This is a genomic window from Acinetobacter celticus, from assembly GCF_001707755.1.
GTDB lineage: Bacteria > Pseudomonadota > Gammaproteobacteria > Pseudomonadales > Moraxellaceae > Acinetobacter > Acinetobacter celticus.
In genome coordinates this window covers 529,090-551,617 of sequence record NZ_MBDL01000008.1, presented here as the reverse complement: position 1 = coordinate 551,617, position 22,528 = coordinate 529,090, and the positions used below count along the sequence as shown (strand labels likewise).

19 protein-coding genes are annotated in these 22,528 nt (G+C 43.0%); 14 read left to right on the top strand and 5 right to left on the bottom strand.

Going from position 1 to position 22,528, the window contains the following annotated elements:
* Positions 1 to 84 precede the first annotated feature (84 nt).
* The 4 genes from BBP83_RS06735 to BBP83_RS06730 form a co-directional block, all read right to left on the bottom strand.
* Positions 85 to 1,368, bottom strand: coding sequence for a ribonucleotide-diphosphate reductase subunit beta (locus tag BBP83_RS06735; protein ID WP_068886749.1), 1,284 nt, complete (start codon positions 1,366 to 1,368; stop codon positions 85 to 87).
* A gap of 144 nt (positions 1,369 to 1,512) precedes the next feature.
* Positions 1,513 to 1,644 carry a hypothetical protein gene (locus tag BBP83_RS15585; RefSeq protein ID WP_281181007.1) on the bottom strand — a complete coding sequence of 44 codons (132 nt, stop codon included), beginning with the start codon at positions 1,642 to 1,644 and terminating at the stop codon, positions 1,513 to 1,515.
* Between the two features lie 60 nt (positions 1,645 to 1,704).
* Positions 1,705 to 1,827, bottom strand: coding sequence for a hypothetical protein (locus BBP83_RS15580; RefSeq protein WP_265937026.1), 123 nt, complete (start codon positions 1,825 to 1,827; stop codon positions 1,705 to 1,707).
* Positions 1,828 to 2,115: 288 nt separating this feature from the next.
* The gene (locus BBP83_RS06730; RefSeq protein ID WP_068886747.1) at positions 2,116 to 4,950 is read right to left on the bottom strand and encodes a ribonucleoside-diphosphate reductase subunit alpha; all 2,835 of its coding nucleotides are present in this window, start codon (positions 4,948 to 4,950) and stop codon (positions 2,116 to 2,118) included.
* Positions 4,951 to 5,551: 601 nt separating this feature from the next.
* Between BBP83_RS06730 and bfmR the strand changes: the two genes are divergently transcribed.
* Both bfmR and bfmS read left to right on the top strand, forming a co-directional pair.
* Positions 5,552 to 6,268 carry a response regulator transcription factor BfmR gene (gene bfmR / locus BBP83_RS06725; RefSeq protein WP_068886745.1) on the top strand — a complete coding sequence of 239 codons (717 nt, stop codon included), beginning with the start codon at positions 5,552 to 5,554 and terminating at the stop codon, positions 6,266 to 6,268.
* Positions 6,269 to 6,311: 43 nt separating this feature from the next.
* On the top strand, positions 6,312 to 7,937 hold the full coding sequence (bfmS, locus tag BBP83_RS06720; RefSeq protein ID WP_068886743.1) for a sensor histidine kinase BfmS: 1,626 nt from the start codon (positions 6,312 to 6,314) through the stop codon (positions 7,935 to 7,937).
* A 110-nt stretch (positions 7,938 to 8,047) separates the two neighbouring features.
* Here bfmS and BBP83_RS06715 read toward each other — a convergent pair whose 3' ends face one another.
* Positions 8,048 to 8,404, bottom strand: coding sequence for a hypothetical protein (locus BBP83_RS06715; RefSeq protein WP_068886741.1), 357 nt, complete (start codon positions 8,402 to 8,404; stop codon positions 8,048 to 8,050).
* 564 nt (positions 8,405 to 8,968) lie between these two features.
* Between BBP83_RS06715 and ndhC the strand changes: the two genes are divergently transcribed.
* The 12 genes from ndhC (at position 8,969) to nuoM (ending at position 22,526) form a co-directional block, all read left to right on the top strand.
* Positions 8,969 to 9,517 carry an NADH-quinone oxidoreductase subunit A gene (ndhC, locus tag BBP83_RS06710; protein ID WP_068886739.1) on the top strand — a complete coding sequence of 183 codons (549 nt, stop codon included), beginning with the start codon at positions 8,969 to 8,971 and terminating at the stop codon, positions 9,515 to 9,517.
* Positions 9,518 to 9,525: 8 nt separating this feature from the next.
* Complete coding sequence (locus tag BBP83_RS06705; protein ID WP_068886737.1) at positions 9,526 to 10,203, top strand: NuoB/complex I 20 kDa subunit family protein; 678 nt, start codon at positions 9,526 to 9,528, stop codon at positions 10,201 to 10,203.
* Between the two features lie 86 nt (positions 10,204 to 10,289).
* Positions 10,290 to 12,077 (top strand): NADH-quinone oxidoreductase subunit C/D, encoded by a 1,788-nt coding sequence (gene nuoC / locus BBP83_RS06700; RefSeq protein ID WP_068886735.1) that lies wholly within the window; start codon positions 10,290 to 10,292, stop codon positions 12,075 to 12,077.
* Between the two features lie 14 nt (positions 12,078 to 12,091).
* Complete coding sequence (gene nuoE / locus BBP83_RS06695) at positions 12,092 to 12,601, top strand: NADH-quinone oxidoreductase subunit NuoE (protein WP_068886733.1); 510 nt, start codon at positions 12,092 to 12,094, stop codon at positions 12,599 to 12,601.
* On the top strand, positions 12,598 to 13,926 hold the full coding sequence (gene nuoF, locus BBP83_RS06690) for an NADH-quinone oxidoreductase subunit NuoF (protein WP_068886731.1): 1,329 nt from the start codon (positions 12,598 to 12,600) through the stop codon (positions 13,924 to 13,926). Before nuoE ends, nuoF begins: the two co-directional genes overlap by 4 nt.
* Before the next feature lie 11 nt (positions 13,927 to 13,937).
* Positions 13,938 to 16,619: an NADH-quinone oxidoreductase subunit NuoG gene (gene nuoG, locus BBP83_RS06685; protein WP_068886729.1), complete on the top strand. Its 2,682-nt coding sequence runs from the start codon at positions 13,938 to 13,940 to the stop codon at positions 16,617 to 16,619.
* A gap of 3 nt (positions 16,620 to 16,622) precedes the next feature.
* Positions 16,623 to 17,639, top strand: coding sequence for an NADH-quinone oxidoreductase subunit NuoH (gene nuoH, locus BBP83_RS06680; protein WP_068886727.1), 1,017 nt, complete (start codon positions 16,623 to 16,625; stop codon positions 17,637 to 17,639).
* Positions 17,640 to 17,656: 17 nt separating this feature from the next.
* Entirely contained in the window at positions 17,657 to 18,199 is a 543-nt protein-coding gene (gene nuoI, locus BBP83_RS06675) for an NADH-quinone oxidoreductase subunit NuoI (protein WP_068886725.1), read from the top strand.
* Positions 18,199 to 18,717, top strand: coding sequence for an NADH-quinone oxidoreductase subunit J (gene nuoJ, locus BBP83_RS06670; RefSeq protein WP_171258056.1), 519 nt, complete (start codon positions 18,199 to 18,201; stop codon positions 18,715 to 18,717). The genes nuoI and nuoJ overlap by 1 nt, the downstream gene beginning before the upstream one ends.
* The gene (gene nuoK, locus BBP83_RS06665; RefSeq protein ID WP_005007970.1) at positions 18,717 to 19,025 is read left to right on the top strand and encodes an NADH-quinone oxidoreductase subunit NuoK; all 309 of its coding nucleotides are present in this window, start codon (positions 18,717 to 18,719) and stop codon (positions 19,023 to 19,025) included. Before nuoJ ends, nuoK begins: the two co-directional genes overlap by 1 nt.
* The gene (gene nuoL, locus BBP83_RS06660; RefSeq protein WP_068886721.1) at positions 19,022 to 20,911 is read left to right on the top strand and encodes an NADH-quinone oxidoreductase subunit L; all 1,890 of its coding nucleotides are present in this window, start codon (positions 19,022 to 19,024) and stop codon (positions 20,909 to 20,911) included. The genes nuoK and nuoL overlap by 4 nt, the downstream gene beginning before the upstream one ends.
* Position 20,912: 1 nt before the next feature.
* Positions 20,913 to 22,526 carry an NADH-quinone oxidoreductase subunit M gene (nuoM, locus tag BBP83_RS06655; RefSeq protein ID WP_068886719.1) on the top strand — a complete coding sequence of 538 codons (1,614 nt, stop codon included), beginning with the start codon at positions 20,913 to 20,915 and terminating at the stop codon, positions 22,524 to 22,526.
* Positions 22,527 to 22,528: the final 2 nt, after the last annotated feature.

Here is a 22,528-nt window from a genome sequence, read left to right as displayed (position 1 = left end):
AAAAAAAAAAAAAACCCGCCGTTAAGGGCGGTTTTTTTATGAATAACACACTATCTATGTATCATTCAGCGGATGACATTCAACTTACCAGCTTAATGCACCGCCAGTCTGATAGTCCGTTACACGCGTTTCAAAAAAGTTCTTCTCTTTACGCAAGTCCATCATCTCAGACATCCACTGGAATGGGTTATTCACACCAGCAAATTGTTCAGGTAAGCCCAGTTGTGCTAAACGACGGTTTGCAATGAACTTCAGGTATTCTTCCATCATGGCTGCGTTCATGCCCAATACACCACGTGGCATAGTGTCACGTGCATATTCAATTTCAAGCATGGTGCCTTCAAGAATCATTTGAACAATTTCTTCTTGGAATTCAGTCGTCCACAAACTTGGGTTTTCAATCTTGATTTGGTTAATCATATCGATACCAAAGTTCAAGTGCATCGACTCATCGCGTAAAATGTATTGGAATTGCTCAGCAACACCATTCATTTTATTACGACGGCCCATCGACAAAATTTGGCTGAAACCACAGTAGAAGAAAATCCCTTCAAGCACACAGTAGAATGCGATCAAGTTGCGAAGCAAAATTTGGTCGTTTTCAGGTGTACCTGTTTGGAAGGTTGGATCACACAAAGACTGGGTGTATTTCAAGCCCCACGCTGCTTTACGTGCAACACTTGGTACTTCGCGGTACATGTTGAAGACTTCGCCTTCATCCATACCTAAAGATTCGATACAGTATTGGTAAGCATGCGTGTGAATTGCTTCTTCAAACGCTTGACGCAAAATGTACTGACGGCATTCAGGGTTGGTAATATGGCGGTAAATGGCCAATACCAAGTTGTTTGCAACCAATGAGTCGGCAGTCGAGAAGAAACCTAAAGAACGCATCACAATAGTACGCTCATCTTCGGTTAAGCCATTTTCAGACTTCCAAAGCGCGATGTCATGGTTCATGTTCACTTCTTGTGGCATCCAGTGGTTTGCGCAACCGTCTAGATATTTCTGCCAAGCCCATTCGTATTTGAAGGGTACAAGTTGGTTCAAGTCGGCACGGCAGTTGATCATAGCTTTATCATCAACTTGTACGCGCTGAGCGCCCATTTCAAGCTCTTCTAAACCCGGTGCAACATCCAGCGTTTCTAAGGCAGCAGATGCTCTTGCCATTGAATCGGTTGAATGTTTTGCGGTTCTTTGATTGGCTCTAACGGGTTGTGCAGTTGCCACATCCGACGATGTGTTGTGTGCATCAGATACCATCTGCGAATGAGTCGCTTTTTGCGATTCGACGGGCGCAGGCTGGTGTTCAGGTGCAGCTTGTTTCGCTTCATCATCTTCGAAATCGTCCCAACTTAGGATAGACATATCAATTCTCTCTTCGATGCTTTATATCTTTTATTAGACATCCAGCAAAGCTAAGATGTCCCTACTATACGCTCAATTTGTGTAAGCAAAATTAAGTTTTGTCGATGGATGCTCTAATTTTATTCAGAAGAGCAAATATCCCCACTACTTATTTTGATTGCGCTGTTGTTCCCGAATTTTGACCCATGCATAAGTCAACGGTACGTAAAAACAAACAATAAAGGAAACCATCAGGGCAACGAGTCCTAACATGTAGTTATGGGTCATATGTGGCATGGTGGTTTCCTTTTAATTTAATTTTGTAAATCCCAGCCGAAACTAGGATTTACGTTTAAATCATTTTTTGGATGATTTAGTTGGCTTCACTGTTTCAACAACTGTAGTTTTTGGATGCTTTTTAGCATATTCCAACGTTACGTATTGACCAGTGATAGCACTGCGAGCAGCTTTATTAGCCATGACTCAGTACCTCAATAAAACATACTAAGATGACTTCTACTGGCTCGATAGATAATTCAATGATAGAATACTATCGCATTCACATATGCCAGCCTCGGGGTGACCTCTTAGCAATGCCACATCGAGATTGAAAAGCCTTCTAGTTAGTTTTGACGGACGCTAGAGGGCTTTTTTATTGCTTAAATTTTGAATCTCCCTAAATCCCTCTAAAAAGAGGGACTGTCATCCTATCATTTGCTTCGAGGAATCTCCCTCCTTTTGGGAGGGGTTAGGGGAGGTTTTGTCAGATTACTGACAAGCCTCACAATCTGGGTTGTCAATTGAACATGCCAATGGCACTGGCGCTGCTTGTGCAAAATCATCTTCAATGATTGCTTCAGGCTTTTTCGCTTCAACCACTGGTGCTACCGCAACAGGTGTTGCCGTTGTCGTGGTGTTTTTAACAGCATTCAACGCGCCAGTGTTAATGGTCGATTTCTCTGCAGAAGTCGCACCCAATGCACGTAGGTAATAGGTGGTTTTAAGACCACGTAACCACGCCATTTTGTAGGTCATGTCTAATTTCTTACCATTTGCACCAGAGATGTAAAGGTTAAGAGACTGTGCTTGATCGATCCACTTTTGACGGCGTGAAGCAGCATCCACAATCCAACGTGGCTCAACTTCAAACGCAGTCGCAAAAATGGCTTTAAGCTCTTCAGGAATACGTGAAATCTTTTGCACAGAACCTTCAAAATGTTTCAGGTCGTTGACCATCACAGAATCCCAAAGACCACGATCTTTTAACGCACGTACCAAGTACGGGTTGATCACTGTGAATTCACCAGAAAGGTTCGATTTCACATACAGGTTTTGGAACGTTGGTTCGATTGATTGTGAAACACCACAAATATTCGAAATAGTTGCAGTTGGCGCAATTGCCATCACGTTTGAGTTACGCATACCATCTTTTTGAACTTTGGCACGTAACGTGTCCCAGTCCAAACGTTGGGTACGGTCAACTTCAAACATGCGTTCAGGGCGTGATTTCGCAACCAAATCTAAAGAGTCGATTGGTAGAACGCCTTGATCCCAAAGTGAACCTTTGAATGTTTGGTAAGTACCACGTTCAACAGCCAAATCACTTGACGTTGTAATTGCGTAGTAGCTAATCACTTCCATAGATTCATCGGCAAAATCAACTGCAGCGTCTGAACCATATGCCAAGTTCATTTCATATAATGCATCTTGGAAGCCCATGATCCCCATACCCACAGGGCGGTGTTTCATGTTTGAGGTACGTGCTTGCGGAACAGCGTAGTAGTTGATGTCAATCACGTTGTCGAGCATGCGAACTGCTGTTTTAACAGTGCGTGCAAGTTTTTCACGGTCTAAAACACCACCTTGAACGTGTTGTACAAGGTTAATTGAACCTAAGTTACACACCGCAATTTCATCTTCACTGGTGTTTAGTGTAATTTCTGTACACAAGTTCGATGAATGCACCACACCTACGTGCTGTTGCGGTGAACGCAAGTTACATACGTCTTTGAATGTGATCCATGGATGACCTGTTTCAAACAACATAGATAACATTTTGCGCCACAAATCTTTTGCACGAATGACTTTGTGCAACATATTTGTTTCTTTCGCAATGCCTTCGTAATGCGCATAACGTGCAGCGAATTCAAGACCTGTTAAATCATGAAGATCAGGTGTTTCAGATGGTGTGAACAATGTCCATTGCGCATCTTCAAACACACGTTGCATGAACAAGTCTGGAACCCAGTTTGCTGTGTTCATGTCATGGGTGCGACGACGGTCATCACCAGTGTTTTTACGAAGTTCTAAGAATTCTTCAATATCCAAGTGCCAAGTTTCAAGGTATGCACAGACTGCACCTTTACGCTTACCACCTTGATTCACTGCAACAGCAGTGTCGTTGGCAACTTTAAGGAACGGTACAACACCTTGTGATTTACCATTGGTGCCTTTGATGTACGAGTTTAAGGCACGAACTGGTGTCCAGTCATTACCTAAACCACCCGCCCATTTAGACAACATTGCGTTATCACGCATTGCGCCATAAATGTTGTATAGGTCATCGTCAATGGTAGTTAAATAACAGCTAGACAATTGCGGACGCAATGTACCAGAGTTAAATAATGTCGGAGTCGATGCCATATAGTCGAAGCTAGACAATAAGTTGTAGAACTCAATTGCACGGTCTTCGCGGTTTTCTTCATTTAACGATAGACCCATCGATACACGCATAAAGAACAATTGCGGTAATTCGAAACGGATACCATCTGAATGGATGAAGTAACGGTCAAATAATGTTTGTAGACCTAAATAAGTAAATTGGTTTGAGCGTTCTGGTTGAATCGCCTCTGCCAATTTAACCAAGTCAAAGTCTAAAAGTACTGGAGAAAGTAGGTCTAGCTCTACACCTTTCTTTAAGAAGGTTTCTAAGGCAGCACTTTCTAAGGTATCTGTCGATAAACCTAAAAACTCTAAGCCAGTCGCAACAAGATTGTCACGAAGTAGGCGAGCTGTGACATAAGTATAGTTCGGCTCTTGCTCAATACGAGTACGCGTCGCCATCATCATGGTGGTTGCAATATCAGACTCTTTTACGCCGTTATATAGGTTTTTAACGGTTTCATCGATGATTGCCTGAATGTCAATGCCTTCCAAGCCTTCAGCCGCTTTAGCAATATGTGCTTCAAGCGCGCTTAAATCTAAAGGTTTCAGTTGGCCGTTGACATCCGTCACTTGTAGTGTTGGATGATGATGTGCGCCGGTTTGTTTACGTGCTTCAGCACGTTGGTCACGGTAAATCACATACGAACGAGCAACCTTTTGTTCACCTGTACGCATGAGCGCAAGTTCAACTTGGTCTTGAATTTCTTCAATATGTATAGTGCCACCTGACGGTAAGCGACGAGTGAACGTATTTAATACCATCTCGGTAAGTTGAGAAATACGATCGTGAATGCGGCTCGAGTCAGCACTCTGTTGGCCTTCAACAGCCAAGAACGCTTTGCCGATCGCTACAGAAATTTTTTCTGCATCAAAAACGGCAACATCACCGGTGCGTTTAATCACCTGCAATTGGCCTGGGGTAGACGTGATTACGCTCATGTCAGCATAGCTCCATTGTCTCTATTGTTATGTTTGTAGACCGTTTGAACTGAGCAAAAAATATGCCACAGTGTTTGAGGCTTAAACACAAGACTTAGTGGTTTAAAAATGAATTGGACACAAGATACGGGAAAAATTAGGGTAGATCAATATTGACATTTTGTTAATTTTTTCAAACCCTCCTGACAAAATTCCTTCTTCAGAAAGTCCCTGATTTTTATCTTTCTTGTTTAAGCCTTATTGGACAAGGGCATAGCATAGCAAAGCTAGGATTAACTGCTTATAGATAAACTTGTGGATAAGTTTAAAAGCTAAAAACTAATTTTTCGCTTCGGAAAAACTGATTGCTTTAAATATAGACAGCGCCTGTTTCTCAGGCTTTTTGTAACCAGTTATATGATGGAAACACTAAAAAGACTAAATGATGAGAAAAAGAGTGATAATTTAATGTTTAAAAAATATTAACAAAAAGTAGCCGACGTGTATCAGTTTCGTGAATGGCATCTTGTTTACAATGTAAACGTGTGTATATTGCAAATTATATTGAATCGTATCTGTTGGATTTTTAAAGGATACGTCCAGTCAAATAAAGGGGCACTCTATGAGCCAAGAAGAAAAGTTACCTAAAATTTTAATTGTTGAAGACGATGAACGTCTTGCTCGTTTAACTCAAGAATATTTAATCCGTAATGGTCTTGAGGTTGGAGTAGAACCTGATGGTAACCGCGCAATTCGTCGAATTGTTGCTGAACAGCCTGATCTTGTGGTCTTAGATGTCATGTTGCCGGGTGCAGATGGTCTAACCATTTGTCGTGAAGTGCGTCCGCATTATCATCAACCTATTTTAATGTTGACTGCGCGTACGGAAGATATGGATCAGGTTCTAGGTCTTGAAATGGGTGCCGACGATTACGTGGCAAAACCTGTTCAGCCACGTGTGCTTTTGGCGCGTATCCGTGCTTTATTGCGTCGTACCGACAAAGTGTCGGAAGATGAAGTGGCACAACGCATCGAATTTGATGACTTGGTTATTGATAATGGCGGTCGTTCTGTGACGTTAAATGGTGAGTTGGTCGATTTCACTAGTGCAGAATACGATTTGTTATGGCTTTTGGCTTCAAATGCAGGGCGTATTCTTTCTCGTGAAGATATCTTCGAGCGTTTACGTGGTATTGAATACGATGGACAAGACCGTTCAATTGATGTGCGTATTTCTCGCATTCGTCCAAAAATTGGTGATGACCCAGAAAACCCGAAACGTATTAAAACCGTACGCAGTAAAGGTTATTTATTCGTGAAAGAAACCAACGGCCTTTAATTAAAATGCCATTCCTCATGATTAAAATGCAGGACATACTTACTTGTTAAAACACAGTATATTTTTGCGAATTTATGCAGGCTTAGTCATCTTGGTTGTTCTGGTGGCTTTGTTTGGCTATTTGTTGGTACAAATTATTAACTACCAGCGTGCGCAGGAGTACCGTGAGTCTTTAACAGATGGTATGGCTTATATCATTAGTGAAGGCATCGCACGTCAACCAAATGAACAGCAGCGTATGGACTGGATTTCAGATGCATCCAACCTGCTGGAGTTGCCAATTTACTATGTAAAGGCAGATAAAGTTGATTTAACCCGTGCAGAAAACAAACGCTTAGAAGAGCGTAAAGCGGTGGTACGTTGGGATGCACAAACTTCGGTGGCTTATATTATTATTGGCCTAAAAGATGATGCCAGCCACTTACTTTATATTAAAGCGGAAAATATTACCGAACGACAGATGAAGGCTTTACCGGTCTTTGTGTTGGACTACTTGGTGTATTACCCTGGGCAGGAAAAAGAATATTTAGAACGTATTCAACATTATTTTTCTTATCCCATGGAAATTGTTAATGTACAGAGCCTTCCTTTGGACTCTGAACAAATTGGCCGTTTAAGATTAGATCACAGTATTATTCTTTACCGTGATAGTGCCACGGTTCGTGGTACGACCATTTCAATTGTTTCGCCTATTCCTAGCTCTACCTCTGAAGTATTGGTGATGGGGCCTGTTCCGTTATTCAATTGGATGCCATTTCAGTTGGCCGCAGGAATTACCTTACTCTGCTTATTTGTATTGAGCTTGGGGGTATATGGCTTGTTAGTTCCGATGCAACGGAAACTTCATGCTGTTAATTACGCCTTGAGGAAAATGAAGACAGGTGATATGTCCATTCGTTTACCTGTCGAAAGTACAGATGAAGTCGGGTCGTTGGCATCAAGTTATAACTCGATGTCTGATCATATTCAGCGTTTAATTGAATCACAGCGAGAACTCATGCGTGCGGTATCACATGAATTGCGTACCCCAGTTGCACGAATTCGTTTTGGGATGGAAATGCTGGCAGATGAAGATGATTATGAATATCGTCAGCAACAGGTCGAGCAAATTGATAAAGATATTGAGGCGTTAAATACCCTAATTGATGAAATTATGACTTATGCGAAATTGGAACAAGGCACTCCTTCGCTAGATTTTGAGCAGATTATTTTATTTGAAGTATTGGATCAGGTCTTAATTGAAACAGAAGCGCTAAAAACAGGGAAGACTTTAGAGCTTCAAGCACCACCCTTAAATTTAGAGGTAGATGCAGAGCGCCGTTATTTACACCGAGTGGTACAAAATTTGGTTGGCAATGCAGTCCGTTATTGTGATCATCATGTTTTGATTAGTGGTGGGCTGAATGATGAAGGAATGGCTTATATTTGTGTGGAAGATGATGGGCCGGGTATTCCAGAAGAAGAGCGTTCGCGTATTTTTGAAGCATTTTCCCGTTTAGATAATAGCCGTACTCGTGCCTCTGGTGGATATGGGCTTGGCTTGTCCATTGTGAGTCGTATTGCGTATTGGTTTGGTGGTAGTATCACAATTGATGATAGTCCAGAGCTGGGTGGAGCGCGTTTCACAATGGTTTGGCCTGCGCAGCGTTTTAAGGGGAATCGAAAGTAGTAATATTGCTATTGACGCTGATGCCAATGTTAACGTTTTAAAGTTAGTTTATAAGATGCAGTAAAAAGCCATTCGTTTGAATGGCTTTTGTGTGTGGCAGAGTCTACTTTTTATTCATAGTGTGTTGCATCGGGTGCAATAATTGGTTTTCCATTTTTTAAACTGGTGAGAGCATTTGAATTAAAATCAATGAGCAGGGAGTTGTTTTTCGCATTTATTTCATAGCGACTAATCAATTTTTCATCGCCATTCAATGTCTCAATTTTGTATTCATCTGCAATATTCATGATGCCATCAAGATTGGTGGTTGCAGATGCCTTGTCTTGGCGAAAAAGTTCATAAACATCACGCAAATCAAAAATTGCATTATCAGCGTCTGGGTGTTTCTGTATATAGTTTTCAATATGACGGATAATCAGTTGGGCAAATAAAAAATAGTCTGGTTTATGCGAAAACTCTAAATTCATGAATTGCTCCTTTTTTAATGATTTGATTGTTTTATATAGGAATAGCATAATTTTTTTTAAACGCGTAACAAACGCCTAAATTTGTTGCAAAAAAATACATATAAGCAATAAAAGCTAGAATTTTGAAAAATGCAATCACAAGTACAATGTAGGTAAAAAGTAGGCGTTTAAGAAAATATTGCGGGATTATCGCATTGTGGAAATTTATCTATTTTTTCAATTGTGTCTATTTTTCTGAAAGTTGGTGGTGGTGGCTGATGATAGATTTAGAACCTATTTACTGTAAATACCGAACATTAAAGATAAAAAAGTTAAAAATTTGTAAAAATAATCATAGTATTAAATTTAATTAGATAAGGTGGTGGTTGTAGTATAAATAACGCTTTAGTCTAAGTTGTCTTAAAAAGTGCTTAAAAAATCATCCCAAAGACTAAGAGCTATAAGCTAGCAAGAGACGTCATCAATCAGGTACAATTGGCGGGATTAATTTTGTGTTTGGTGTATTTGAAGGCCAATACATGCATTCTTTGTTAATAAATTAGGCCTGCCAGGAGTTATCCCCGCATGAGTGCCATTACTCCATACGATTGGGCAATTATTGCCTTCGTGATCGGCGTTACATTTCTATGCGTCTTTATGCTCACCGTCCCATTACTCCTAGGGGGTAAATCGTGGGGACGTGCGAAGCAAGAGCAGTTTGAGTCAGGTGTAGTTGGTGCAGGTGGAGCACGTATCCGCTTGTCCGCAAAATTCTATTTGGTTGCAATTTTCTTCGTGGTTTTTGATCTCGAGGCGCTTTACCTTTACGCATGGGCTACTTCAGTTCGTGAAGCAGGGTGGGCTGGTTTTGTAACTGCTGCAGTCTTTATTTTAGTGTTAATTATTGGTTTGGTTTATGAGTTGTCTACAGGTGCTTTAAATTGGTCACCATCTGACAGACTTAAAGCCAAAGGAATTAAACCTAAAATTGGTTCTCCAGGTATGAATATTGCGGAAATTACCCGCTTTAACTCAATTGAAGAATTGGTCATTGATCCTACGGGTCAAATCCCAGCTCAATCCTCTGGCCGTGTGAAAGATAAGTCACCGGTTCAGTCATCTATCAAGGAGTAACCCCGGGAATGAAATATACATTGACCCGTGCGAATCCGGATGCTGATCAATATCCGCTTCAAGAGCGTCAAATCGTTACAGATCCGCTTGAAGATGAAGTGAATAAAAATGTATTCATGACCCGTTTAGAGGACTTGATGCATACAGCAGTAAACTGGGGACGTAAAAACTCAGTTTGGCCGTTTAACTTTGGTACTTCGTGCTGTTATGTCGAATATGCGACAACCTTAACGGGTGTGCATGACTTGTCACGTTTTGGTGCCGAGGTTATTCGTGCTTCACCGCGTCAAGCCGACGTGATGATTATTGCAGGTACATGCTTCGTGAAGATGGCGCCTGTAATTCAACGTTTGTACGAGCAAATGCTTGAGCCTAAATGGGTTATTTCCATGGGGGCATGTGCAAACTCAGGTGGTATGTACGACATTTATTCTGTTGTACAAGGCGTAGATAAAATTATTCCTGTGGATGTCTATATTCCAGGTTGCCCGCCACGTCCTGAAGCTTTGATTCAAGCATTGATGTTGTTGCAAGACCAAATTCAATTAGAGCGCCGTCCTTTGTCAGCGGTTATCGGTGATGATCTTAAGCCAGTATATAAGCCAAAGATGCAACCCGAACGTGACCGTAAACAAGCACAGCGTATTGCTGTGAAGAATTTGCGCTCTATGGATGAAATTAAATAATCTGAACGATAAATGTTTGATACACCCGTTGGGGTGTAATTGTCGTTTAGGTTGACTGAATTTGTATTAAATAGGAAGCCAAGCCAATGGCTGAAACTGACATTGCTATGCCAGAGTCAACTCCAGTTGATTCACGCCCTGCATTTGCAATTGTAGAAGAGCTCAAAACCAAATTTGGTGAGAACTTTTATGTGCAAACGACTTTTGAAGACTTTCCAACAGTCTGGGTTGAGCGCGCACGTGTACAAGACGTTTTAATGTTCTTGCGGAAAGTTGAACGTCCATACGTGATGTTATTTGACTTGTCTGCGGTAGATGAACGTTTACGTACACATCGTGAAGACCTACCTGCGTCAGACTTTACAGTGTTCTATCATTTGCTGTCGCTAGAACGTAACAGCGATATTCGTATTAAAGTTGCATTGCGTGAGAATGATGTAAATCTTCCGACTGCAACCAACATTTGGCCAAATGCCAACTGGTACGAACGTGAAGCTTACGATATGTTCGGCCTTAATTTCGAAGGGCATCCAATGCTCCGTCGTATTTTGTTGCCAACCTATTGGGAAGGTCACCCACTACGTAAAGAATACTCAGCACGTGCGACTGAATATACACCGTATATGCAGAACCAAGCGAAGCAGGATTACGAGCAAGAACACCTTCGTTTTGTACCTGAAGATTGGGGTATGACGCGTGGCAACGAAGATGAAGACTTCATGTTCCTGAACTTGGGTCCTAACCATCCATCTGCGCATGGTGCATTCCGTGTGATTTTGCAGTTGGACGGTGAAGAAGTAAAAGACTGCGTGCCTGATATTGGCTATCACCACCGTGGCGTGGAAAAGATGGCTGAACGTCAAACTTGGCATTCATTCATTCCGTATACCGACCGCGTGGACTACTTAGGTGGTTGTGCGCAAAACATGCCTTACGTCATGGGCGTAGAGCAAATGGCCGGTATTACGGTTCCTGACCGTGCGCAATGCATCCGTGTCATGATGTCTGAATTGTTCCGTATTAATAACCACTTGTTGTTTATTGGTACTGCGATTCAAGATGCCGGTGGTATGACGCCTGTATTCTATATGTTTGCTGACCGTCAAAAAATCTATGACGCAATTGAAGCAATCACTGGCTACCGTATGCACCCAGCATGGTTCCGTATTGGCGGTACTGCGCACGATCTTCCAAATAACTGGCAACATCTCATTCGTGAAATTCTCGAATGGATGCCGAAGCGTATGAATGAATACTATACAGCTGCACTACGCAACTCAGTATTTATTGGTCGTACCCGTAATGTGGCGCAATACGATGCAAAATCTGCATTGGCTTGGGGTGTCACAGGTACAGGTCTACGCGCGACAGGTATTGACTTCGATGTCCGTAAATACCGTCCTTATAGCGGTTATGAAAACTACGACTTTGAAGTACCACTTGAGTACGAAGGCGATGCTTACGCACGTGTCATGGTGCATTTCCATGAAATTAATGAATCATTAAAGATTGTTAAACAGTGCTTAGATAACATGCCTTCTGGTGCGTATAAAGCGGATCATCCATTGGCTGTTCCACCACCAAAAGACAAGACATTACAAGATATTGAAACTTTGATTACGCACTTCTTGAGCGTGTCATGGGGTCCTGTAATGCCTGCAGGTGAAGCATCTGTGATGGCGGAAGTGGTAAAAGGTGCGTCGAACTATTACTTGACTTCAGATAAGTCAACGATGAGTTATCGTACCCGTATTCGTACACCAACCTTCACGCATTTACAGCAAATGCCTTCTGTGATTAATGGCAGCCTCATGTCTGACTTAATCATTTATTTAGCGACAATTGACGTCGTAATGGCTGACGTGGATCGCTAAGGGGTAATCGCATTATGATGATTTTGACAGATAAAAAACCACGTGTGAATGTTGAAGGGATTTTAACTTCGGAAGAAATCCACGATATTGAACATCACATAGGTCATTACCCGTACCCACGCGCAGCTTGCTTAGATGCGTTGAAAGGTGTACAGCGCCGTAATGGTTGGGTAGATGACGCACAAATGAATGCTATTGCGCAAATGCTGAGCATGAGTTTGGCAGACCTTGAAGGTGTTGCAACTTTCTATAACCGTATTTACCGTCAGCCAGTAGGTCGTCACGTAATTTTATTGTGTGATTCTATTGCGTGCTTCTTGATGGGTGCGGAAACACTTGCTGAAGCTTTTCAGCGTGAATTAGGCATTCAGTTTGGTCAAACCACTGCTGATGGTCGTTTCACTTTGCTTCCGATCTGCTGTTTGGGCAACTGTGATAAAGGTCCAACCTTAATGATTGATGAAGATACTCACGGTCTGGTTGAAGTGGCATCAATTAAACAGTTATTGGAGAAGTATGTATGAATACCGAACCAAAACCAATTTATGGCGACGGTAATCCAGAAACTCACCCATTAACATGGCGTTTGAGCAAACAGGAAAACGTTCGCAGTGCAGATGATTATGAAGCACTTGAAGGTTATGCAGGCTTTAAAAAAGCATTGACCATGCCACCGAAAGATGTGCTGGATGTGATTAAAGCTGCGACTGTAAAAGGCCGTGGTGGTGCAGGTTTCCCAGCAGGGATTAAATGGTCATTGATGGCGCCAAATGATGGTGGCCCGCGTTACCTGATCTGTAATGCCGATGAAATGGAACCGGGTACCTTTAAAGACCGTTTGTTGATGGAGAAACTTCCACATCAATTGATCGAAGGTATGCTGATTGCAGCTTATACCCTTGAAGCAACGCAAGGTTATATCTTCATTCGTGGTGAATACATCGAAGCGGCTGGCTACTTAAATGAAGCGCTAGAGCAAATTCGTGCCAAAGGTTACTTGGGTGAAAACATCCTTGGAACAGGTTGGAACTTCGATATGCACGTGCATACTGGTGCGGGTCGTTATATTTGTGGTGAAGAAACTGCATTGATTAACTCGCTTGAAGGTCGCCGTGCAAATCCGCGTACTAAACCGCCATTCCCGCAAGTTGCTGGTGCTTGGGGTCGTCCTACCATTGTCAACAACGTAGAGACCTACAACAACTTACCTGCAATTATGCTTCGCGGTCCTGAATGGTATATCGGTTTATCTGCGGGTAAGTCGAAAGACCCAGGTACGAAAATTTATGGCGCTTCAGGCAAAGTAAAATACCCAGGCCTTTGGGAACTTCCATTTGGTACAACTGCACGTGAAGTGATTGAAGATCATGCGGGCGGTATGCGCGATGGCTTAACGCTAAAAGCATGGTTACCGGGCGGTGCATCGACTGACTTTTTGTCTGTAGAACACATTGACCTTCCGATGGATGCTGAAACCATTATGAAAGCAGGTTCACGTTTAGGGACGTGTTTGCTGATGGTGGTTGATCAGACCCAATGTATGGTTTCTGCAACGCGTAATTTAGAAGAATTCTTTGCGCGTGAATCATGTGGTTTCTGTACCCCTTGCCGTGACGGTTTGCCTTGGGCGGTTAAAGCGCTTAAAGCACTTGAAGATGGTACAGGTAAGAAAGAAGATATCGATCACTTACAAGAACTGACGCGTAAGCTTTGGATTGGTAAAACTTTCTGTGCCCATGCACCGGGTGCAATGGAACCGCTTATGGGCGCGCTCAAACATTTCCGTGGCGAGTTTGAAGCGAAAGTAGTGAATGCTGCCGCTCAAACTGGCACCGCCGAACAAGTTTAAGGAATTCGACTATGGCTACAATTCATGTCGATGGTAAATCGTATGAAGTCAATGGCTCAGAGAACTTGCTTCAAGCATGTTTATCTTTGGGTATTGATATTCCGTACTTTTGTTGGCATCCATCCTTAGGTTCTGTCGGTTCTTGCCGTCAATGTGCTGTGACTCAATACGCGAACGCTGATGATACGCGTGGTCGTTTAGTCATGTCATGTATGACGCCTGCGTCTGACAATACCTTTATTTCGATTGAAGACAAAGAAGCCAAAGATTTCCGTGCTTCGATTGTTGAATTCTTGATGACCAATCACCCACACGACTGTCCAGTGTGTGAAGAGGGTGGTCACTGTCATTTACAAGATATGACCGTAATGACACAGCATGATCGTCGTCGTTACCGTTTCACCAAACGTACGCATTATAACCAAGAGCTAGGCTCATTCATTTCTCATGAAATGAACCGTTGTATCGCGTGCTACCGTTGTGTTCGTTACTATAACGATTATGCAGGCGGTACGGACTTTGGTGTATACGCAAGCGCGTCACGTGTTTACTTTGGTCGCCCAGAATCAGGTACTTTAGAATCTGAATTTTCGGGTAACTTGACTGAGGTTTGTCCGACAGGTGTATTTACCGACAAAACTCACTCAGAGCGTTATAACCGTAAGTGGGACATGCAGTATGCGCCAAGCGTATGCCAAGGCTGTTCTTCGGGTTGTAACATTTCTCCGGGTGAACGTTATGGTGAATTGCGTCGTGTAGAAAACCGTTTTAACGGTGAAGTAAACCAATACTTCTTATGCGACAAAGGCCGTTTCGGTACGGGTTATGTCAATAACGCAGATCGTCCACGTCAACCACAATTCCGTGATGGCGAAAACGTTACTACTGTTTCTGTAGATCAGGCATTAGACACTGTGATTGCAAATATCCAAGGCAAAAAAGTCTTAGGTATTGGTTCACCACGTGCATCGCTTGAATCGAACTTCGCGCTTCGTGAGTTGGTCGGTCAAGAGAACTTCTCTACAGGTCTTTCTCAAAAAGAGCAAAACTTAGCTGAGTTAGCTGCATCAATCATGCAAACAGAGGGTGTTTATAACCCGAATATGCGTGAAATTGAAAGCTATGATGCTGTGCTGATTTTGGGTGAAGACCTCACGCAAACTGCGCCACGTATGGCCTTGTCTGTTCGCCAAGCTGCGAAAAACAAAGCCAAAGAAATGGCGGCAGAACGTCGTACTCAAGACTGGTTAGCAGAACCGCTACAACGTATTGCACAAGATGCGAAATCACCGATTTTCATCCTTGCTGCAACACAAACACGTTTAGCTGATGTTGCGGCAGGCGAAGTCGTTGCATCTCCGAACGATATTGCACGTTTAGGTTTTGCTGTTGCAGCTGCCGTTGCAGGTGAAAGCATTCTTGGTTTAGATGACGATGCGAAAGCATTTGCGCAAACCATTGCTGATACTTTAAAAGCTGCGAAAAAACCACTCATTATCTCTGGTACAAGTTTGCAAGATGCTTCAATTATGGAAGCAGCGGCACAAGTTGCGCAGAGTTTAGGTGGTCATGCAGGCTTAACATTGACTGTTCCAGAAGTGAACTCAATGGGCTTAGCTATTTTTGGTGGTCAAAGCTTAGAACAAGCTTTCGCGCAAGATTATGATACTGTCATTGTGGTTGAAAATGATCTGTACCGCCGTTTACCTGTAGCTCAAGTAGATGCTGCGCTTTCAGGCAAAGACCTGATTGTGTTGGATCACTCTGAAACTGCAACGGTGAAAAAAGCAGATATCGTACTTTCAGCTGCAAGTTTTGCTGAGGGTGATGGTACGGTTGTTTCGCAAGAAGGTCGTGCGCAACGTTTCTACCAAGTATATGATCCGAGCTACTACAAACCAGAACTTGCAATTAAAGAATCTTGGCGTTGGTTACATGCCCTTGAAACTGGCCTAAAAGGCAAAGCAATTTCTTGGACATTGTTAGACGACGTGATTGAGTCTGTTGCGAAAAATGTACCTGCGTTTGAAGCAATTCAAGATGTAGCACCAGATGCGGGCTTCCGTGTACATGGCTTAAAAGTTGCGCGTGAACCGCGTCGCTATTCAGGTCGTACGGCAATGCGTGCGCCATTATCTGTGCATGAGCCAAAACAACCAGTAGACCTTGATTCTGCATTAACATTCTCTATGGAAGGTTATGTCGGAAATCAAACACCATCTGCGCTTGTACCATTTGCATGGTCTGCGGGCTGGAACTCACCGCAAGCTTGGAACAAATTCCAAGATAAAGTGGGCGGTCATTTAAAAGGTGGTGACTCAGGTATTCGTTTATTCGATCGTTTGCCAAAACGTCCAGTACGTACATTTGTTGCGCCAGCCATCACTGTTGTGAATCCTGAAAGCTTCCGTTTAGTGCCAATGCACCATATCTTTGCTTCGGGTGAATTCACGATTAAAACTGCTGCTATGGAATCGCGTATTCCTAATGCTACATTTGCAGTGGGTGAGCAAGATGCTGCACGTCTGAATGTTCAAGACGGTCAAAAAATTACAGTACAGGCAGGCGATGCATCAATTGTACTTCCAGTACAAATTATTGACTATTTACCAACAGGTTACATTGGCTACCCAGTTGGTCTTGCACCAACAGTATCGCTTGCAGAGCCTGTTTCAGTCGCGGTAGGAGTGTAATTCATGCAACAAGAATTAATACGTCAAACGCCACTGTGGGCTGGGAACTGGCCAATTGCCTATTCTGTACTACAAGCGATTGTCATCTTGCTGGCGGTGGTTCTCATTGCCGCTTTGATGTCTTTTATTGAGCGTCGTTTACTGGCTTTATGGCAAGACCGTTATGGTCCGAACCGTGTAGGTCCAGGGGGTATGTTCCAGATTGTTGCTGACATGCTGAAAATCATGTTCAAAGAAGACTGGACACCAAAATTTGCTGACAAGCTGACTTTCCGTTTGGCACCAGGCGTGGCAATGGCAACAGCAGTACTGTCATTCATGGTTATTCCAATTTCACCTTATATGGGTGTTTCGGACATGAGTATCGGTCTATTGTTCTTTATGGCAATGGCTGGTATTGCAGTTTACGCCGTGCTTTTCGGTGGTTGGTCATCAAATAACAAATATGCATTATTAGGTGGTTTACGTTCTGCAGCTCAAACTATTTCGTATGAAGTATTCTTGGGTATTTCACTGATGGGTGTAGTCGCAATTGCGGGTTCATTCAACATGCGTGAAATTGTAGAAGCGCAACGTGATGTCTGGTTTGTTGTTCCACAATTCTTAGGCTTCTTAATCTTTGTGGTTGCGGGTGTTGCGGTAACGCATCGTCACCCATTTGACCAACCAGAAGCAGAGCAAGAATTGGCAGAAGGTTACCATGTAGAATACGGTGGTATGAAGTGGGGGATGTTCTTCGTTGCGGAATACGTCAACGTTGTGCTGATTTCTGCTTTAATCGTAACGCTATTCTTTGGTGGCTGGCTTGCGCCGTTCAACCTTGAAATTCCGTTTATTCCAGATGCGTTCTGGTTCATTATTAAAACAGCATTCTTTGTCATGATGTTTGTCTTGGCACGTGGTTCACTCATGCGTCCACGTTACGACCAAGTGATGAACTTTGGCTGGAAAATTTGCTTGCCTTTGGCGTTGGTTAACCTTTTGGTAACTGGTGCTGTGATTCTGATGAATCAGGCCTAAGACGGCAGGAGAACAAAATGTTTAAGTTTCTAGCTGGATTTGGGTCAATTGTACGTTCACTGTGGATGGTTTTCTCACATGTGACACGTAAACGTGACACCATTTTATATCCGGAAGTACCAGCTGAGGATATCGTACCACCGCGTTTCCGTGGTCGTATTGTGTTAACCCGCGATCCAGATGGCGAAGAGCGCTGTGTGGCATGTAACCTATGTGCGGTTGCATGTCCTGTTGGCTGTATTTCATTGCAAAAAGCAGAGCAAGAAGATGGTCGTTGGTATCCGGAATTTTTCCGTATCAACTTCTCTCGTTGTATTTTCTGCGGAATGTGTGAAGAAGCTTGTCCAACGACTGCGATTCAGATGACACCAGACTTTGAGTTAGGTGAATACGTTCGTCAAGATTTGGTCTATGAGAAAGAACACTTACTTATCTCAGGTCCTGGTAAATACCCTGATTACAACTTCTACCGCGTAACGGGTATGGCTGTAACAGGTAAAGACAAAGGTCAAGCACAACGCGAAAGTGCGCCTGTTGATGTACGGAGTCTATTACCATGATGTGGCCGTTTTATTTGATGGCACTCGTGGCCATTATCTCTACGATTCGTGTTGTAACCAATACCAATCCAATACACGCTTTATTAAGTTTGATTGTTTCTTTGCTTGCCGTTGCAGGCATGTTCTTGATTGTGGGTGCGCCATTTGCTGGTGCGCTTGAAATCATTGTCTATGCTGGCGCAATTATGGTGCTTTTTGTATTCGTGGTGATGATGCTGAACTTAGGTCATCAAACTGTGGAACAAGAAAGCAAGTGGCTAACTTCATCTGCGTGGGCTTACCCTGCGTTGATGAGCTTCTTAATGGGTCTTGTACTTGTTTGGATGTTGGGTTCTGATTACACCAAACCTTCATTGGTTATGGGTGCAGAAGTGGTTGGCCCGAAAGCTGTGGGTACAGCACTCTTTACTCAGTACTTATTATTGGTTGAAGTTGCCGCGATGTTATTGATTGGTGCACTTGTTGCTGCATTCCATCTGGGCAAACGTGGACCAAGTGCAGAAGAGGAAAAAGAATAATGGGCAACATCCCTTTAGAACATGGTTTGATCGTTGCAACCATTCTTTTTGCACTGGGTTTTTACGGTGTGATGGTTCGACGCAACTTACTCTTTATTTTGATGAGCCTTGAAATCATGATGAACGCGGCTGCTTTAGCGTTCGTTTTGGCAGGGAGCGCATGGGCGCAACCCGATGGCCAAATCATGTTCATCTTGATCTTAACGCTTGCTGCGGCAGAGGCTTGTATCGGTCTTGCTATCGTCCTTCAGTTCTATCATCGCTTCCATCATTTGGATGTAGATGCTGCTAGTGAGATGCGCGGATGAGCTATTTATATTTAACCGTATTATTTCCGCTCATTGGTTTTATCCTTTTGGCGGCAGGACGTAACAATCTTCCTGAAAAAGTTGCCGCGATTATTGGGGCTGGCTCAGTTGGTCTTTCTGCATTATTTGCACTCATTGCTGGCTTAGATTTCGTAAATAACGGATCTGTTGCAACCACTCAACATTTGTGGACGTGGTTCAGTGTTGGCAATTTAGCGCCAGGCTTTTCGCTTCACCTCGATGGTTTGTCATTGTTAATGATGGGCATGGTGACGGGTGTGGGTTTCTTAATTCACATCTTTGCAACATGGTACATGCGCGGTGACGAAGACTTTGCACGTTTCTTCTCTTACTTCAACCTGTTCGTTGCGAGCATGTTGCTACTCGTTCTGGGCGATAACTTAGCGTTATTGTTCTTAGGCTGGGAAGGCGTAGGTCTTTGTTCTTATTTGCTGATTGGTTACTACTACCAAAACCCTGCAAATGGTTTTGCAGCAATTAAAGCCTTCACTGTAACGCGTATTGGTGATGTATTCTTACTTATTGCTTTGTTCTTAATTTACCAACAGTTTGGTACTTTAAACATTGCAGAAGTGGTTGCTGCAGCACCAACAGTGTTAACACAAAGTTCTTCAATGGCCATTTGGACTGCATTAATGCTGTTCTTAGGTGCTGCAGGTAAATCTGCACAAATTCCATTACAAACTTGGTTAGCCGATGCAATGGCAGGCCCAACACCTGTATCTGCATTGATCCACGCTGCAACGATGGTAACAGCGGGTGTTTACCTGTGCTGTCGTATGTACACTGTGTTTGAAATGGCGCCAGAAGTGATGATGTTTATCTCAATCACTGGTGCGGTGACTTTGTTAGTGGCTGGTTTTGCTGCATTGGTACAAACAGACATTAAACGTATTTTGGCTTACTCAACCATGAGTCAGCTCGGTTATATGTTTATGGCGGTCGGTGCTGAAGCCTACCAAGCCGGTTTATTCCATATGCTGACTCACGCATTCTTCAAGGCATTATTGTTCTTGTCGTCTGGTGCTGTGATTTTGGCGTATCACCACGAACAAAACATCTTCAAAATGGGCGGTTTGTTTTACAAGAACAAATTCTTATTTGCTTGTTTTGCAATTGGTGGCGGTGCATTGGCCGCAATTCCATTCATCACTGTCGGTTTCTTCTCAAAAGATGCAATCTTGGGTGCGGTATGGGTTCAAGGTCAATCCGTTGCAGTATATAACTCACTGTATTGGGTGGGTGTTGCTGGTGCATTCTTAACCTCTATTTATACATTCCGTTTAATTTGGGTTGTATTCTTTGGTAAAGAAAACACGCCATATCATGAAATTAAAGGTGTTACGTTCTGGGGGCCTTTGGCAATTCTTGCTGTGCTTTCAACTTTTGTTGGTGCGGCGTTAAAAGCACCTGTAGAAAGCATTTTAAATGCAGCAAAAATTCCAGCCTTCAATATTCCAGAAGCCTTGGAACAAGGTATGCACAGTGCTGAATATACAGCAGTGGGTATTGCGCTTGTGGGTCTTGCCATTGGTGTTGTGCTGTTTGCATTTGCTTATGGTGCAGTGAAAGCGTTTGCTAAAACGTCATTGGGCGCAGGTCTTGTAAATATTTGCCGTAATGCACTTGGTTTTGATGCGCTGTACAACATTGTATTTGTTAAGCCATATTTGCTGATTGCGAAAATCGTAGGTCGCGATCCGATTGACGGTTTTTGGCTGGTTCTACCTGCACTTGTAAAAGCGGGCAACAGTTTCACAAGCTCACGTCAAACAGGGTCATTGCGCGAATACGCATCTAGTATGGCACTGGGTACAGTAGTTTTACTGATGATCTTGGTCGTGATTCAGGTCGTGGGGAAATAAAATGGAAGCTCCTAATAATTTAATTTTACCCGCTCTGATCCTTATTCCGTTCATTGCAGGTTTTGCATGTTGGCTGGTCGACAAATTCGATCAGCACTTGCCACGTTATATTGCATTCATCGGTATGCTGGTGACTTTGGTTTTGACCATTGTTCTTTGGCAAACAGGTACATACAGTTATGAACTTGGCGGTGCAGCTCCAACTTGGGCAGCTGAGTTTAAATTACCTTGGATTCAAACACTGGGTATTAACATTCACTTAGCAGTGGATGGCTTGTCACTTCTAATGGTCGGTTTGACTGCGCTCCTTGGTGTGCTTGCAGTAGGCTGTTCATGGGGTGAGATTCAGAAAAACGTTGGTTTCTTCCACCTAAACCTTTTATGGTCTTTGGGTGGTGTGATCGGTGTATTCTTAGCAATTGACATGTTCTTGTTCTTCTTCTTCTGGGAGATGATGCTGGTTCCAATCTACTTCTTGATCGCATTATGGGGTCATAAAGGGGCAGATGGTAAGTCACGCGTTTACGCTGCAACGAAATTCTTTATCTATACCCAAGTTGCTGGTTTAATCATGCTCATTGGTATCCTTGGCCTTGTGGCTGTAGGGTATTCAATGAATGGCGAAATTCGTTTTGACTATAGTTATTTAATGGCTGTAGCACATACGATTGAAGCTCAAGCGCCTGCATTGGCTTATGCCTTTATGTTGTGTTTCTTTGTTGGCTTTGCGGTAAAACTTCCTGTTTTCCCATTGCACGGCTGGCTTCCAGATGCACATGCACAAGCACCAACAGCAGGTTCTGTCGACTTGGCAGGTATCTTGATTAAAACTGCGGCTTACGGTTTATTACGTTTCGTCATTCCGTTCTTCCCAGTAGCTTCTGCTCAGTTTGCTGACATTGCCATCATCTTAGGTTTGATTGGTATTTTCTACGGTGCTTGGTGTGCTTTCCAGCAGACCGACATGAAACGTCTACTTGCTTACACTTCAATTTCACATATGGGCTTTGTATTGCTTGCTATTTACGCAGGCAACATCTTAACCTTCCAAGGTTTAATGATTATGATGTTGGCACATGGCCTATCATCTGCAGCCTTGTTTATTATGTGTGGTCAAGTATACGAACGCCTTCACACGCGTGATTTACGTTTGATGGGTGGTATTCGTGGTCAGTTCAAGTATCTTGCATTCTTCCTCATGTTCTTTGTTGCTGCACTTGTGGGTATTCCAGGTCTAGGTAACTTCATTGGTGAATTCCTGATCTTGATGGGTTCTTATGCTAAATTCCCTGTGTATACAATTTTGGCTGCAATCAGCCTTGTATTTGCGGGTCTTTACGGTTTAATCCTCATTCATAAAGCACTCTTTGGTACACCAAACGAAGAACAGCAAATGCATTATGCAAATCCGTTAAAAGATTTGAATGTGCGTGAAGTGGTTATTTTACTGGTGTGTGCATTTGGTCTACTTTGGTTAGGTCTGTTCCCACAAACGTTCCTTGACGTTTCTAATTCAAGCATGGCGTGGTTAGCAAATAGCTACATTCCTATGCAAGAAACAGTTGATATAGTGCAACAAGCTGTCGTTTCAGCTGAAAATGTGGAGATCCAATAAGT

Bases quoted from the DNA above. Each gene is read 5' to 3' on its own strand.
- BBP83_RS06705 (WP_068886737.1), top strand. From the start codon at position 9,526: ATGAAATATACATTGACCCGTGCGAATCCGGATGCTGATCAATATCCG.
- nuoK (WP_005007970.1), top strand. From the start codon at position 18,717: ATGGGCAACATCCCTTTAGAACATGGTTTGATCGTTGCAACCATTCTT.
- nuoM (WP_068886719.1), top strand. From the start codon at position 20,913: ATGGAAGCTCCTAATAATTTAATTTTACCCGCTCTGATCCTTATTCCG.
- BBP83_RS15580 (WP_265937026.1), bottom strand. From the start codon at position 1,827: ATGGCTAATAAAGCTGCTCGCAGTGCTATCACTGGTCAATACGTAACG.
- BBP83_RS06715 (WP_068886741.1), bottom strand. From the start codon at position 8,404: ATGAATTTAGAGTTTTCGCATAAACCAGACTATTTTTTATTTGCCCAA.
- nuoH (WP_068886727.1), top strand. From the start codon at position 16,623: ATGCAACAAGAATTAATACGTCAAACGCCACTGTGGGCTGGGAACTGG.
- bfmR (WP_068886745.1), top strand. From the start codon at position 5,552: ATGAGCCAAGAAGAAAAGTTACCTAAAATTTTAATTGTTGAAGACGAT.
- BBP83_RS15585 (WP_281181007.1), bottom strand. From the start codon at position 1,644: ATGCCACATATGACCCATAACTACATGTTAGGACTCGTTGCCCTGATG.
- nuoL (WP_068886721.1), top strand. From the start codon at position 19,022: ATGAGCTATTTATATTTAACCGTATTATTTCCGCTCATTGGTTTTATC.
- BBP83_RS06735 (WP_068886749.1), bottom strand. From the start codon at position 1,368: ATGTCTATCCTAAGTTGGGACGATTTCGAAGATGATGAAGCGAAACAA.
- nuoI (WP_068886725.1), top strand. From the start codon at position 17,657: ATGTTTAAGTTTCTAGCTGGATTTGGGTCAATTGTACGTTCACTGTGG.
- nuoF (WP_068886731.1), top strand. From the start codon at position 12,598: ATGAATACCGAACCAAAACCAATTTATGGCGACGGTAATCCAGAAACT.
- nuoJ (WP_171258056.1), top strand. From the start codon at position 18,199: ATGTGGCCGTTTTATTTGATGGCACTCGTGGCCATTATCTCTACGATT.
- nuoE (WP_068886733.1), top strand. From the start codon at position 12,092: ATGATGATTTTGACAGATAAAAAACCACGTGTGAATGTTGAAGGGATT.
- BBP83_RS06730 (WP_068886747.1), bottom strand. From the start codon at position 4,950: ATGAGCGTAATCACGTCTACCCCAGGCCAATTGCAGGTGATTAAACGC.
- nuoG (WP_068886729.1), top strand. From the start codon at position 13,938: ATGGCTACAATTCATGTCGATGGTAAATCGTATGAAGTCAATGGCTCA.
- ndhC (WP_068886739.1), top strand. From the start codon at position 8,969: ATGAGTGCCATTACTCCATACGATTGGGCAATTATTGCCTTCGTGATC.
- nuoC (WP_068886735.1), top strand. From the start codon at position 10,290: ATGGCTGAAACTGACATTGCTATGCCAGAGTCAACTCCAGTTGATTCA.